The sequence below is a fragment of the uncultured Meiothermus sp. genome, assembly GCF_937863175.1.
In the GTDB taxonomy this organism is placed as follows: domain Bacteria; phylum Deinococcota; class Deinococci; order Deinococcales; family Thermaceae; genus Meiothermus.
Map to the genome: position 1 here is coordinate 1 of NZ_CALMCQ010000092.1, position 14082 is coordinate 14082.

Consider the following 14082-nt stretch of genomic DNA (forward strand, 5'->3'; position numbering starts at 1 on the left):
CACCCCATTTTTTGCCCGGCCGACCTCATACCGGTCCGGGGGGCATTTTGTTGCAAACCGGACCCCCCCAAAAATCCTGCATGCGCTTTTCTAGTAACCGGGCGGTGTGGTACACTTTGAAGGCTTGTGTTTTGAACCCCACGCGAATGCAGGGGTGTGACCAGATCAAAATCCTGGGCTGGCCAGTGTCCAGCAAAGGGAAAGTTTCGGAGGAAGGCAATGGAATACCGTATCAAAGCCCTTAACCGTGGGAATGAAAACCCCACTGCACTGCGTGACGCAGGTAAACTGCCCGGCGTGGTTTATAACCGAAAGGAAAACTACAAGGTCGTGGTGGATCTGAAGGAATTCAACAAGGTCTTCATGGCAGCGGGTATTCACCACGTGATTACCCTCGAGCTCGAGGACGGTAAGACCGTAGATACCCTGGTACGCCAGATCAACCTCGACAAGCGCCGTCGCCGCCCCGACCACGTGGACTTTTTTGCACTCTCCGACGAGCCCGTCCTGATGTGGATTCCCGTTAAGATTGTGGGCACAGCCCAGGGTGTGCGCGAAGGGGGGGTACTCCAGTTGGTCAACAACGACGTCCAGGTCAAGGTTTCACCCAAAAACATCCCCCCCTATATTGAAGTGGGAGTCAGCGAACTGCGTATTGGTGATAGTATCCACGCCGAAAAACTCCTCCTTCCAGAAGGGGTCAAGCTGTCCATGAACGCCCGCGATACCATCGTCGCCATCGTACCCCCCGAAGATGCCGAGAAGCTGGCTGCCCAGGCCGCTGCGGCACCTGTCGAAGTGGAAGTGATCAAGAAGGGCAAGATCGAAGAGGAGAAGTAGGGGTTTAACCGAACGCCTGAGGCCGAAGGCTGTGTTTTTTCCGGCTTTCGGCCTTCGACCTTTTGCTTAGAGCTATGTTTCTGATTGTCGGACAAGGGAATCCGGGTGTGCAATACGCCCGCACCAAGCACAATGTGGGTTTTTGGGTGCTGGATCGGCTTGGTTCGGATTTTCGGCGCCAGGGCAGCGCATTTATAGCCGAAATACGGTTTTTGACCGCTACCGGTGAATGGATTTCGGGCCTGCTGGTCAAGCCCTCCACCTTCTACAACGCCACGGGAGTAGCCGTGGCTCCTCTGGCTCGCTACTACAAAATTTCACCTGAACGTATCCTGGTAGTCCACGACGAACTGGATTTACCGCCCGGCCGACTGCGATTCAAGGCAGGTGGGAGCAATGCGGGGAATTATGGTCTGGAATCCATTGCTACACACCTGGGAACCAGGGAATTCCATCGCCTTCGCATCGGGATAGGCAAACCCCCCACCGCAGAGGATGGGGCGGGTTGGGTACTGACGGGTTTTCACCCCGATCTCGCACCGGTAATGGACAGGGTGGTTCAGGCTGCTGCCGAAGCAGTGCAAACCTGGACTCTCGAGGGCATAAACGTCTGTCAGAAGAAGTACAACGGCCTCAACTTAGCTGAACCGCCCAGGTCAAACGAGCCTGAACAAGCCAGTTGACGCTACCACGCAAGTTGCCGCAGAAGGCGCTCCCATTTACCAAACCCAGTGGCGATCCGGAGGCGGCTGTCAAAGCAATCCGGAATGCAATCAATCTGAAAACCGCCCAGAAGACTACGAACCGCAAAACCCAGGTAATCGGAAGTCCCGGGCCAATGCTTTCAAAGTAATCGTGCTTTATTGCCAGAAACCGTAGAGGGCGAAGCAATCCAAGTGCACCCACGGTAGAAGTTTCGGTGGGTTTTTTTACGAGATTTGCGTCGGAGCGACGCCGGTGCCAGGCCTCTGTAGGTAGAGCAAATTCCCAACGCGGAGATATTTAGAAACCCACGACTGGCTGGGATTTCCTGCTGCGTTTCACCCAAACACTCCACCCAGCAGGGGGTTTTTGCTCCCCAGGAGACCCAAAGGCTCTCTTTTTGAATCCTGGAGCACACCCCTCCCGGATGGTCGGCGAAAAAAGCGTCTCTCTTCGGTCGGGTGCCGAATCTGGTATGACCTACCTGGTTTAGCCGAAACGTCCGGTGATGTAAGCCTCAGTGTGTGCATCTTTGGGGTTGGTAAAAAGCTGGTTGGTTGGACCAAACTCAATCAGGTCGCCCAGCAGGAAGTACCCGGTAAAATCCGAGACCCGTCCGGCTTGCTGCATATTGTGAGTGACAATGGCGATGGTTACATGCTTTTTTAGCTCGGTCAGGAGGTCTTCAATGCTCTGTGTGGAGATGGGGTCGAGTGCCGAGGTTGGTTCGTCCATTAGCAATACCTCGGGCTGTACGGTCAAAGCCCGGGCAATGCACAGTCGCTGCTGTTGTCCACCCGAAAGGCTCATGCCCGGCGCCCTCAAGCGATCCTTGACCTCATCCCACAGTACCGCCTGTGTCAGTGAACGCTCGACCGCTTCGTCCAGCACATCCCTCCGGCGCACCCCCATCAGCTTGAGCCCCGCAGCCACATTGTCGTAGATGGTGAGGGTTGGGAAAGGGTTGGGCTTCTGAAAAACCATCCCAATCTTCCGCCTGATCTCCACCGCATCTACTCCAGGAGCATAGATATTCTGTCCATCGAGCAGCGCCTCACCTTCGATACGGGCAATGGGAGTGAGGTCATGCATGCGGTTGAGCGCCCGCAAAAAAGTGGTTTTCCCACAACCCGAGGGGCCAATTAAGGCCGTAACGGTGTTGGCATAAATGGGCATACTGACATTGCGCACCCCCATTTTTTTGCCGTAATAAACCGAGAGTCCCCTGGTCTCCATGCGGGGCCGCAGACCTTCGGCCAGGGTCAGTTTAGTCTCACTCTGACCGGTGGGCAGGGAAACGCTATAGGGCTTCTGTTCATTCATTGGGGTCTCCTTCATCATGATTGGGCACCTGCGCAGGCTATCTAGTTATACTTTCGCGTGGCCCAGCGAGCCAGCAGGCTGGCAATCAAAACCATGATGGTTAATATCAGCGCGGCACCCCAGGCCTGCTCCTGGCGCAGTACCGAGGGTTCGTTTGCATATTTGAATATGGTCAGAGCCAGGCTCTCAGTCTGCTGACCCAGGTTGAAGTTGAGAAACTGGCTTCCCCCGGCGGTGAAGTAAAGCGGTGCGGCCTCGCCGGCAGCACGGGCAAAGCCAAGCATCAATCCAGTAACCACCCCGGCAGTAGCAGCCGGTATCACCAGCGAGATGATCACCCTCCAGCGGGGCAGCCCCAGGGCCAGACCAGCCTCACGCACACTCCAGGGAACCAGTTGAAGAACCCCTTCTGTAGCCCGCAATACTATCGGGGTCAGGATGATGGCCAGAGCCAGAGCACCTGCATAACCGGAGAACATTCCGGTAGGTAGCACGATAATGGCGTAAATTACCAGACCTTTTAGCAGGGCCGGAAGACCGTTGAGCAGGTCGGAGATGGTGCGCAGGTAGGGGTTGATGGGGTGATCCGGGTACTCAGAGAGTAGCACACCCCCAGCAAAGCCCAGCAGCCCCCCAATCAGCAGGGCGAGCAGGTTCATCAGCAGGGTGCCCACGATGGCGTGCCATACGCCCCCACCCCCCTCGGTGACTGGCCGGAATTCCTGTGTTAAGAAAGCCCAATTGATGGTAGCCAGTCCGTTGACAAGAACCGCTCCGAGAACAGCAATTAGCGGAGAGACTACAACAATGGAGCCCAGCACCAGCAGAACCAGCATTACGCTGTTCCAAACTCGCCTGATCCGCAGGTTGCCACCTTTAGGGATTACCGAGGCGATACTCGAGGGCGGTGTCATAGTCTACCCTCCACACTCATACGCTTGACGATCCAGGCCGCCAGCAGGTTCATTAGACCGCTCATGATAAACAAGACAAAACCCAGCGCAAGCAAGGCGCTAAGCTTTAGATCCATGGCCTCGCCAAACTCGTTGATGATGGAGGCCGGAATGGTGGTGGCGCTGCCAAAGAGGGTGAACGGCAGGTTGTTGTTGTTACCGATCACCATGACCACTGCCATGGTCTCACCTAAAGCCCGGGTAAAGCCAAGGATGATCCCTGCCAGAATGCCCCCTTTGGCGTAGGGCAGGACTGCATTCTTTATCACTTCCCACTTGGTTGCTCCCAGTGCATAGGCCGCCTCGCGCTGGGCGCCGGGAACCAGCGCAATGGAGTCTTTGGCCAGGCTTGCGGCATAAGGAATTACCATCACCGCGAGCACAATAACTGCCGTAGTCATGCCGAAGCCAATGGGGGGGCCGAGAATAGCCAGCAGCCAGTCTTGTTGATTTTCCAGCGCCCAGGTCACGATACTCTGCTGCTGGCTACGCAGTATTGGGGCCAGTACCAGCAGGCCCCACAGTCCGTAGATTACGCTAGGCAGGGCTGCTAGCAGCTCCAGCGCATACTGAAGGATGCTACCTAGCCAGCGTGGAGCGTACTCGACAGCATAAATAGCCACCGCAATGGCCGGAAAAAAAGCCAGAACGATTGCCGCCAGGCTGGTAATCAGGGTTCCGATGATAAAAGGCCAGGCTCCGTATATGTCCGCGACCGGATCCCAGGTAACACCCCCCAGGAACCCCAGCAGGCCAAACTGGGCAAAAGCCTGGCTACCACCTGCTGCGAGCTGCCAGCCCATCAAGATGACAATTCCGATGACAATTAGCCCAAAAAGCAGCAGAGCTGCAAGGAAGATCCGGTCACCAAAGGCCCGGTACAGAGGAGACTGTCTAGCACCAATCGGGGGGGGTTGTGAGGCCATAAAGTTTTTTCCGCTAAAAGGGTGAGGCTGTTTAGCCTCACCCTTTGTAAGTTTAGACTAGCGAATCGGTTGACCGTTGAAGGTCATGGTGTCAACAATGGCCAGAGCGCGACGGGCTATGTCCGGAGAGAGCCGTACATAGTTGGCCCGCTCATTCTGGGCCTGTCCGTCGGTCAGGATCCAGCGCAGGAATCTTTGAACAGCTCGAGCCTCTGCGATGCTCCGGGCAGTAACGCTCTGCTCCTGGTGAACCAGCAGCCAGGTCATGCCCACAATGGGATAGCCTCGAGGGGCGGTGGTATTGATCACGTGGCCGGGCAGCCTCATATCCGCTGGTATGGTCACCCCTGCAATGGCCTCGGTGGCCGCCTCGAGGGTTGGCCGAATCCAGTTACCAGCCTGGTTGCGCAGGGTGGCGATGGGCAGGTTGTTTTCCAGTGCAAACTTCACCTCTACATAGCCGATTGCGCCAGGAGTCTGGGCCACCATGGCCGCAACACCGGCATTACCTCTCCCACCCAGGGTAGTGAAAGCTGGCCAGTTGACCGAAGTTGCCGCACCCACGCGGGTTCTCCACTCGCTGGAGATCGCCGAGAGATAGCTGGTGTAGATTAGTGTGGTGCCGGAAGCATCGGAACGGTGAACCGCCGAGATCATCTGGTTGGGCAGACGCACGTTGGGGTTGAGGGCCTGGATACGGGGGTCGTTCCAACGAACCACCCGGCCTAGCTTGATGGCAGCCAGGGTATCGGGATCAAGGCGAATCTCCGTCTCGCGGGGAACCTGCGGCAGATTGTAAATTACCACCACCGAGCCCATTGCAGTCGGAATATGCAGGGGGGTAGAGCCGGTAGCCCGGCGAATATCGGCGATCGCGGTATCGCTGAGGGGAGCATCGGTAGCGCCGAAGGCTACTACCCGGTCAGTAAACTGGCGAATGCCCGCACCCGAGCCTACCGCCGCGTAAGTGACACGAATATCCGGATTGGCCCGCATAAAGTTGGGCATATAGTACTCGGTATACAGCGGCGCAGGGAATGTGGCCCCAGCACCGGCCAAGGTCACCTGAGCAAAAGCCGTACCCGCAAGACCAACCGTCGCGGCAACAGCAAGTAGCGTTCTTTTCATCTGCATATCTCCTTTGCTTCGTGAGCGGCTACACTCCAGTGCCGCTTTACGAAATAGCTTGTCAGCCCCATGTCAGGAGATTGTCAGGAAGACCGCAAAAAACTGATGATGAACGAAAGATTTGGCTTGTGGACTTTCATCCTATTTGCCTTCCTGGGTATGCTAATACCGATGCAGTGGAGTGGGGCGATTCTGGCCGGGGGAGGATCCAGGCGATTTGGGCAAGACAAGGCGCTGTATGTATATAAAGGCAAGCCTTTGATTGTCTGGGTTATGGACTCGCTGGCCGAGGCTTCGGAGTGTTTTGTGGTTTCCAACCGGGTCTACTCTGGGTTAGGACCGGTTTATCACGACCTAAAGCGGGGAGGCGACACCCTGTCGGGATTGCATTCAGGTCTGACCCACGCCAAGCAGGACTGGGTAGCGGTAGCAGCCTGCGACCAACCCTTTCTCAGCAGGGACTTTTGGCGCTATATGCTCCGTCAGATCACTCCAGATGCCCAGGCCGTGGTAGCTGCTTCGGGGAATTTCTTCGAGCCACTGGGGGGGCTTTACCACAAGTCCCTCGAGCCCGAAGTTTTGCGGCGCCTCGAGGCCCGCCAGCTCAAAATGCAAGCACTTTTGCATAGCATCCCCCATGTGGCCCTGGATAAGACCGAATTGGAGTCCCGTTTTGGGTCCTATCTGTTTCTCAACGCCAACCATCCGGGCGATCTGCCCTTATGATCCTCAAAGGTCGCATCTATACCTACTGGTTTGCCACACAGCACCAAGGCGGTATGGTTCGCGTCTTTGGCGTAGGGAGTTAGCCGGGCCACGGTGCACGGTAGACCACACTCGACAGCAAGCTGCTTAAGCCGAACTCGCTCGCCAAGACCCCATTCCCCGCAAGCCAGCCGCATTGTGCTTCTCATCCAAACCTGTACAATGAAGCGCTATGGCTGGGATGTTCTCCTTTCGCGGCGAAGATGTGGGCATTGACCTGGGTACCGCCTCGGTACTGATTTATGTGCGTGGCAAAGGCATTGTGCTGCGCGAACCTTCGGTTATTGCCATGGTCAGTGATACCAAAGAAGTTAAGGCCGTCGGGGCTGAAGCCTACCGTATGCTGGGGCGCACCCCCGGCAACATCGTGGCGGCTCGCCCACTGAAGGATGGCGTCATTGCCGACTATACCCTGACCGAGCGGATGCTGACCCTTTTTATAAAGAAAGTCTTGCCCCCGTTGCGCTTTTTCCGGCCTCAGGTGATGGTCGGGGTACCCTCGGGCGTGACCGAGGTGGAGCGCCGAGCGGTGGTGCAAGCGATTGTGGAAGCCGGTGCCAAACGGGCGTATCTGATTGATGAACCCCTGGCTGCTGCTATTGGGGCCGGTATCAAGATTGCCGAACCGACCGGCAGCATGGTAGTGGATATTGGCGGTGGTTCCAGCGATATAGCGGTCATATCGCTGGGTGGTATTGTGCGCTCGACCAGTCTGCGCATAGCCGGTAACGAGTTTGATGAATCCATTATTCGCTACATCCGCAACAGGTACAACCTATTGATTGGAGAGCGCACCGCGGAGGATCTCAAAATCAAAATTGGCGCTGCCAAACGTAGCCCGGGGGAGCAGGATGCGGTGGCCGAGGTACGGGGGCGCGACTTGCTTTCGGGGCTGCCCAAGAGCATTGAAGTGACCACCGATGATGTGGTGGAAGCCCTTAAGGAACCCCTGGAGAAAATTGTTCAGGGTGTAAAGAGCGTGCTCGAGACCACCCCTCCAGAACTGGTGGCCGACATCATAGACCGGGGCATCCTGCTCACCGGCGGAGGCGCTTTGTTGCGAAACCTGGACTTACTGCTGCAAGAGGCTACTGGGGTACCGGTGGTGGTGGCTGAAAATGCGGTGGAGGCAGTAGCCCTGGGCACTGGCAGGGCGCTGGACATGTTGCATGTGCTGCGGGATGCGCTGGTCACCTCGGACAACGTGCTCAAGCGGTAGCGGGTGGTCCTGTCTCGCAAGACTGGCGAGGATTAAACGCCAGGGGCCGGAGAGCGAAGCAGTCAGCTATAAGTTTTGTGACCCGCGTAGTGTACAGGCCTCGAAACAACCCCGAACCAGGCACTTTGACGATAAAATCCCATGCTGCTTTCTGAAATTGCTCGACAGATTGGAGGTCGTCTCGAGGGTGCCGATCTTGAGATCGCCCGCCTGGCCGCACCTGACCAGGCCCAACCGGGCGAGCTGGTGGTGGTGCGAGAGGCGCGGTTTCTCGAAGTTGCTCTGGCAAGCGGTGCTGCCCTGCTGCTGGATGAGACCAGCCCCTGTCCGGAAACGGTCAGTCGAATTCGCGTCCCTGCGGTGCAAAAAGCCTGGCCATCCATTCTGGCTCTCTTCAATCCGCTGGAGGTCTGGGCCAGAGTCGGAGTTCACCCTACCGCCACCATCGAAGCCGGGGCCAGGATAGACCCAACTGCTTCGATTGGGGCCTACGTGCTGGTGCGGCGGGGAGCCAGCATCGCGACGGATGCGGTCATCGCGCCTTTTTGCTACATCGGTGAGGGGGTGGAGATTGGCCCACGAACGGTGCTGGAGCCCAGGGTTACGCTCTACCGCAACAGCCAGCTTGGGGCCGACTGCCAGATCGGTGCGGGCACGGTACTGGGTTCCGTCGGGTTCGGGTTTCAGGATAACCAGCGCCTCCCCCACACCGGCAGGGTGGTGCTGGAGGATGGGGTGGAGCTGGGGGCGGGCTGCGTGGTGCAGCGGAGTGTGGTGGGGGAGACCCGAATTGGTACAAACAGCAAAATTGGCGACCTCACCAGCATCGGCCACAACGTACAGATTGGGAAGGGCGTGGTTATGGTGGGCAGTAGTGCGATTGGTGGAAGTTCGGTGGTGGAGGATGATGTGCTGATGGGGGGATGGGTGGTGCTCTCTGACCATGTGCGGGTGGGCAAGGGCGCTAGACTGACGGGTGGCAGTGTGGTTTCCAAGCAGGTTCCTCCCGGCGAGACCTGGGCTAGTGGAATTCCTGCCCAGCCCATCCGCAAGCACTGGCGACGCCTGGCCGTACTGGACTGGCTGGTGGGTGTCGAGCGCACCTTACGGCGGCTCTTGAAGCAGCCTGGTGCATAAAACAGGTCTTAGGACCTTTTTTTGTAACTACTCAGGAGCCAGGAGCCAGCATTCAGGAGTCAGAATGAAAAGGAACCCAGCCAGGCATTTTCAAGATTTGATCGTTTGGCAAAAGGCTCATCAATTTGTTTTATCATCGTATCGTCTTAGCGGTAGTTTTCCATCAAGAGAGACGTATGGCCTTACTTCCCAGTTGAGGAGAGCGGCCATTTCTATTCCGGCTAACATTGCGGAAGGTTTTAAGAAAAAGACAAAGCCCGATAAAGCCAGGTACATGAATATCGCACAAGCATCTCTTGAAGAATGTCGATACTATCTGATTCTGGCGAACGATCTCGGTTATGGTGATACTTTACAGTTAATGCCCCTTCTCGAAGAAGTCAGCAAGTTACTGGAAGCCTATGCTTCTTCGATTCTGGATTTTGGCTCCTGACTTCTGACTCCTGAGTAGTTACCCGTTTTTTACCTCAACCCCATGACGATTAGCGGCATTGGTCTCCATACTGGTAAACAGAGTACGGTGCGGTTTCATCCTGCCGAAGGCCCCGTGCGTTTTCGGATGGGCCGGCTCGAGTTTCGCCCCCTGGCCTCGGCTGTTGTAGACACCCTGCGCTGCACGGTGATGGGTTATCACGACCTCAGGCTGATGACGGTCGAACATCTGCTGTCAGCGCTCTTCATCCGGGGAATCTGGGAGGGTCTGGTCATTGAAGTGACCGGCCCGGAGATACCAATTCTGGATGGCAGTGCCAGGGAGTGGTTGGCGGTTTTGCAGGACTTTCCCGCACCCGCCCCCCAGCCCCAACTTTTGCAGGGAACCACCCGAATTGAGGAGGGCCGCAGCAGCGTACTGGCCCAGCCTGCCGAGGTTTTCTCGCTCACCGCAACGATTCTTTTCCCGCACCCCAAAATTGGCTACCAGCAGGTGCAATGCCCCCCCACCAGCCTGGTGGAGCTTGCCTCGGCCCGTACCTTTGGTTTCTTGAAGGAGGCGGAAGCCATGCGGGCCCAGGGGCTTATCAAAGGGGCTTCTCTGGAAAATGCCCTGGTGTTTAGCGAACACGATTTTGCCAGTACCCCCCGGATGCTGCACGAGCCGGTGTGGCATAAGGCCCTGGATTTTTTGGGGGATCTGTACCTGGCGGGTAGGCCCTACCAGGGCCGTTTTGTGGTACATCGCGGCTCCCACCGGCTGCATGTGGAGTTGGCAAAGCTGTTGCAAAGCTGAAACCGAGCGATCGTTTGTGGCTTTTCTGAGTGGTTCCTAAAGGTCGCCCTGGCGAAAAGTGGTTGTAAATGGGTGCCCGGTGTATCATCCTGCTTGGGACGCAGGGTTTTGTGCATCACGTTACGAGGATTCTATGGAGCTAAATGTGGGCGTTGTGGGCGTAGGGGTTATGGGCACGTACCACGCTCAAGTGTATGCGGGACTACCAGGGGTTCATTTGGTGGGGGTGGCCGATCCCGACCCCTTTCGTCAGGCTGCCATCGAGCAGGATCTGGAGGTTCCCGCCTGTATCAACCCCAAAGAACTGCTGGGCAGAGTACAGGCGGTCTCGATTGCTTCCCCTACCTCCTACCATTTCGAGCAAGCCCGCATGTTTTTAGAGGCAGGGGTTCATGTGTTGTTGGAAAAACCCATGACCCGTACCATGCAAGAAGCGCGGGAACTGGTGCGGCTGGCAGAAAAGCGTGGGGTAATACTTCAGGTGGGGCACATCGTGCGTTTCTACCGAGCCGTGGGCGACCTGATGAATATGGTTAACACCCCCTGGGTGCTGGAAGCCCGCCGTATGGGCAACAACCGCCGCATACGCGATATTGGGGTGGTGCTTGACCTGATGATTCATGACCTGGATCTGGTGTTGTTGTTGCTGAGGGAAAAACCGTTGCGTTACAGCGTGGTGGGCCGGCAGGTGGAGGGGCTGGATGAGTATGCCCAGGCCGTGGTGGACTTTCCTTCGGGGGCCAGGGCGCTCTTCACCGCGAGTCGAATCTCGCCCCAGGCCGAACGCTCCTTGACCATTACCCAGCCCGGAGAGGTCTTACGGCTGGATTTCAATAGCGAGTTCACCGAGCTTTCGTTACACCGCTCACCGCCGGTACAGCCTGATCCCGACCGGGTTGAGCCCAATGGGCGCACCCAGGTGCAGACCGAGCGAATCGCAATCCACAACGATAACCCCTTGCGGCGACAGATCAAGCATTTTGTGGATCGTATTTTGAAGGGTGAGCCCTCGCTGGTGACGCTCGAGGACGATTTGCAGGCCCTCGAGCTGGCTCTGGAACTCTCCCATGCCTTGCAGGCAGTAATGGCGAGGTGAGGGCGGTACCCGGACACCCTAATCGGATGGTTTTTGGCGCACCCCCCTATCCACTCATCCCCAACCCCTTAGTATAAAACCGTGGACATTTACGAAATCCTCAAGTTTCTGCCGCACCGCTACCCTTTCTTGCTGATTGACCGGGTGCTGGAAGCCGACGAAAAGCGTTTTCGTGCCCTGAAGAATGTGTCGTTTAACGAACCTCACTTTCAGGGCCACTTCCCCAGCCATCCCATCATGCCGGGGGTTTTGCTGATAGAGGCTATGGCCCAGGGCTCGGTGGCGGTGGTAACCCGGCAGCCCGAATTCAAGCCGGGGGGGCTGGTGTTTTTGGTAGGGGTCGAAGAGGCCCGTTTCAAGAAGCCGGTCATTCCGGGCGATACCCTGATCCTGGAAGGGGAACTCCTGGGCTATCGGCGGGGTTTGGGCAAGGTAAAGGTCGAGGCCCGGGTGGAGGGTGAACTGCGGGCCGAGGCCACCCTGACCTTTGTGTTGCGCTCAGATACAGGAGACGCTGCCTCGTGAGCCGGGTTGCTATACATCCTACTGCGGTGGTTTCGCCCAAGGCCCAGATAGCCCCAGATGTGAAGATTGGGCCTTATGCAGTGGTTGAAGGCCCCTGCGAGATTAACCCTGGAGTGGAAATTGGGGCCCATGTGGTGATACACCCTTTTGTGCGGCTGGCGGCAGGGGTCAGGGTAGGGCCGCACTCGGTACTGGGGGGCGAGCCGCAAGACCTGAGCTTTCGAGGGCAGGAAACCTGGCTCGAGGTCGGAACCAGCACAGTTTTGCGTGAGGGTGTGATTTTACACCGCTCTACCCAGGAAGAGCGCCCAACCCGCATCGGCTCGGAGTGTTACCTGATGGGCTATTCGCATGTGGCCCACGATGCCCAGGTGGGCAACGGGGTGATTCTGACCCAGAGTGTGGCGGTGGCAGGGCATGTCGAAATTGGCGATTATGTGGTGGTGGGTGGGCTGGCCGGTATACACCAGTTTGTTCGGGTTGGCACCCGGGCCATGATCGGCGCCCTTTCCAAACCCACGCGAGATGTACTGCCTTTCTCGCTGGTGGAGGGTAGTCCTGCTTTGCATTATCGCCTCAACACGGTAGGGTTGCGCCGAGCGGGCATTACTGGGGAAGACTACAAGGCGCTCGAGCAAGCGTTCCGTGCAGTGCGCGAGGGCAAGCCCCTGGAAAACCTGCCCGATACCGAAGAAGTGCGTACCCTGAAAGCTTTTTTGGAAGCCCCTTCCAAGCGCAACCTGTCGGCCTTTGTGCAAAGAGAGCCCGGCTTCGAAGGGTAAATGTGATCCGGTTTTCGAGCTTTATTCAGCCTGATCGAAAGCCAAAAGCGGTTTGCTGCCGAGAGCCAGGCTCCTTGTACCAACATCTGACCTCACCGGTCCTCGACCTTCGACAACCTGTGACCCAGGTGCAGAAACGAATTTAAACGAACATGCTGGACGAGATCTTGCTTCTGACCAACGGGCCTGGCGAACTTTCGACCTGGGTTCCGCCGGTATTGTCGCGGCTGCGGCAGAAAATGCCCCAGACCCGCATCGAGCTATTTCTGATTCGGGATCAATTTGCGGCTGGAACCGAGCAGACCAAAGCCAGGGAACTCGAGCTCGATGCGATTTCCAGCCGGGCTGGACTGGCTCAGAGGCTATTGCAGGGCCGGGCCAGAGGCCGAGGCTTGGTGCTGATGCTGGGAGGCGCACCCCGTGATGCGGTCATGCTGGCAAAATCCGCAGGCTATCCGGCCTTTTCCTACACCTTTGATCCCAAAGCCAACCACCCTGGGCTCAGGGCTTTACTGGTGGACTCAGAGCGTACCAGAGCGGGAGCGCTGGCCCGAGGGGCCGACCCGACCCGAACCCTGGTGGTGGGGAATCTGGTGGCGGATGCGCTGAACGATGCGGCGCTGGCTCCCACACCGGGCGCGGATGTCCTGCTCTTTGCGGGTAGTCGGCCCTTTGTTGCACGGCATCTGCTGGGTTTTTTGCTGGCGGCAGCGGAACATATGGCCGTCAAACGGCCTGACCTGAAGTTTGCCTGGGTCAGGAGCCGATTATTGTCGGACACCCTGGTAGAAGAAGCCATCAAGGCGGCAAGAGTTAGAGACCTTGGCGGAGTGGGGGCGTGCTGGGATGGGCAGAGTCTTCGCACCAGGCATGGACTCGAGGTGAGGATGCTGGATGAATCACAACGCTATGCGGCCATGCGCCAGGCAGGACTGGCGATTACGATTCCGGGAACCAACACCCTCGAGCTGGCGCTGGCGGGTCTGCCCTCGCTGGTGCTGCTGCCTCTGCACAAGCCGGAGCTGCTGCCACTGGAGGGTATCTGGCACTGGTTGTTCCTGCTGCCGGGCGCCCGGATCCTCAAGCAGAACTTCATAATGCGCTTAGAGTCGCGCATTCCCCATCTGGCCCTGCCCAACCAGTGGCTGGGAGAACGGGTTTTCCCCGAGCTGCGCGGGGTCTTCAGTCCGGCAGAGGTGGCCATTGCGGGCCTGGAGCTGCTCATCCCTGAACGGACAAAAGAAGTCAGGGCCAAGCTCGAGCGCCTGGAAGCCCAGCCGGGGGCCGATAAGCTGGTGGAGTATGTGCTGGCGAACTGCTGATGCCCGATTTTCAAGCAGGCACCACCCGCTCACCCCCCCGACCCAGGTTCCCTGCGTCCTGACCCCTTTCCCATGAACCTCCTCCGGCTATTGCGCCCTTTCCTGCCACAGATTCTGCCGGCGGCGGGGAGGTCGG

At 57.7% G+C, this 14082-nt stretch carries 15 protein-coding genes; 11 read left to right on the forward strand and 4 right to left on the reverse strand.

What is annotated here, in order from left to right:
* Nucleotides 1-219 precede the first annotated feature (219 nt).
* Both Q0288_RS03590 and pth read left to right on the forward strand, forming a co-directional pair.
* Nucleotides 220-840: a 50S ribosomal protein L25 gene (locus Q0288_RS03590; RefSeq protein WP_299427313.1), complete on the forward strand. Its 621-nt coding sequence runs from the start codon at nucleotides 220-222 to the stop codon at nucleotides 838-840.
* 74 nt (nucleotides 841-914) lie between these two features.
* The gene (gene pth / locus Q0288_RS03595; protein WP_299427316.1) at nucleotides 915-1523 is read left to right on the forward strand and encodes an aminoacyl-tRNA hydrolase; all 609 of its coding nucleotides are present in this window, start codon (nucleotides 915-917) and stop codon (nucleotides 1521-1523) included.
* A 508-nt stretch (nucleotides 1524-2031) separates the two neighbouring features.
* Here the strand turns inward: pth and pstB are convergent.
* The 4 genes from pstB to pstS form a co-directional block, all read right to left on the reverse strand.
* Nucleotides 2032-2790 carry a phosphate ABC transporter ATP-binding protein PstB gene (gene pstB / locus Q0288_RS03600; RefSeq protein ID WP_366914723.1) on the reverse strand — a complete coding sequence of 253 codons (759 nt, stop codon included), beginning with the start codon at nucleotides 2788-2790 and terminating at the stop codon, nucleotides 2032-2034.
* Nucleotides 2791-2906: 116 nt separating this feature from the next.
* Complete coding sequence (gene pstA / locus Q0288_RS03605) at nucleotides 2907-3779, reverse strand: phosphate ABC transporter permease PstA (protein ID WP_299427319.1); 873 nt, start codon at nucleotides 3777-3779, stop codon at nucleotides 2907-2909.
* Nucleotides 3776-4744: a phosphate ABC transporter permease subunit PstC gene (pstC, locus tag Q0288_RS03610; protein WP_299427322.1), complete on the reverse strand. Its 969-nt coding sequence runs from the start codon at nucleotides 4742-4744 to the stop codon at nucleotides 3776-3778. The genes pstA and pstC overlap by 4 nt, the downstream gene beginning before the upstream one ends.
* A gap of 57 nt (nucleotides 4745-4801) precedes the next feature.
* Entirely contained in the window at nucleotides 4802-5872 is a 1071-nt protein-coding gene (gene pstS, locus Q0288_RS03615) for a phosphate ABC transporter substrate-binding protein PstS (protein ID WP_299427325.1), read from the reverse strand.
* Nucleotides 5873-5941: 69 nt separating this feature from the next.
* Here pstS and Q0288_RS03620 point away from each other — a divergent pair, with 69 nt between their 5' ends.
* The 9 genes from Q0288_RS03620 (at nucleotide 5942) to Q0288_RS03660 (ending at nucleotide 13946) form a co-directional block, all read left to right on the forward strand.
* Nucleotides 5942-6598, forward strand: coding sequence for a molybdenum cofactor guanylyltransferase (locus Q0288_RS03620; RefSeq protein WP_299427327.1), 657 nt, complete (start codon nucleotides 5942-5944; stop codon nucleotides 6596-6598).
* A gap of 211 nt (nucleotides 6599-6809) precedes the next feature.
* On the forward strand, nucleotides 6810-7856 hold the full coding sequence (locus Q0288_RS03625; RefSeq protein WP_299427330.1) for a rod shape-determining protein: 1047 nt from the start codon (nucleotides 6810-6812) through the stop codon (nucleotides 7854-7856).
* 141 nt (nucleotides 7857-7997) lie between these two features.
* Nucleotides 7998-8993 carry a UDP-3-O-(3-hydroxymyristoyl)glucosamine N-acyltransferase gene (locus Q0288_RS03630; protein ID WP_299427332.1) on the forward strand — a complete coding sequence of 332 codons (996 nt, stop codon included), beginning with the start codon at nucleotides 7998-8000 and terminating at the stop codon, nucleotides 8991-8993.
* A gap of 64 nt (nucleotides 8994-9057) precedes the next feature.
* A complete protein-coding gene (locus tag Q0288_RS03635) occupies nucleotides 9058-9426 on the forward strand; it encodes a four helix bundle protein (RefSeq protein WP_299427335.1) in 369 nt (122 codons plus the stop codon).
* A 42-nt stretch (nucleotides 9427-9468) separates the two neighbouring features.
* On the forward strand, nucleotides 9469-10221 hold the full coding sequence (locus Q0288_RS03640) for a UDP-3-O-acyl-N-acetylglucosamine deacetylase (protein WP_299427338.1): 753 nt from the start codon (nucleotides 9469-9471) through the stop codon (nucleotides 10219-10221).
* Between the two features lie 133 nt (nucleotides 10222-10354).
* Entirely contained in the window at nucleotides 10355-11317 is a 963-nt protein-coding gene (locus Q0288_RS03645) for a Gfo/Idh/MocA family oxidoreductase (RefSeq protein ID WP_299427341.1), read from the forward strand.
* Between the two features lie 81 nt (nucleotides 11318-11398).
* Complete coding sequence (fabZ, locus tag Q0288_RS03650; protein ID WP_299427344.1) at nucleotides 11399-11842, forward strand: 3-hydroxyacyl-ACP dehydratase FabZ; 444 nt, start codon at nucleotides 11399-11401, stop codon at nucleotides 11840-11842.
* Nucleotides 11839-12624: an acyl-ACP--UDP-N-acetylglucosamine O-acyltransferase gene (gene lpxA, locus Q0288_RS03655; protein ID WP_299427347.1), complete on the forward strand. Its 786-nt coding sequence runs from the start codon at nucleotides 11839-11841 to the stop codon at nucleotides 12622-12624. Before fabZ ends, lpxA begins: the two co-directional genes overlap by 4 nt.
* Nucleotides 12625-12776: 152 nt before the next feature.
* Nucleotides 12777-13946, forward strand: a complete 1170-nt coding sequence (locus Q0288_RS03660) for a sugar synthetase (RefSeq protein ID WP_299427350.1) — start codon at nucleotides 12777-12779, stop codon at nucleotides 13944-13946.
* Nucleotides 13947-14082: the final 136 nt, after the last annotated feature.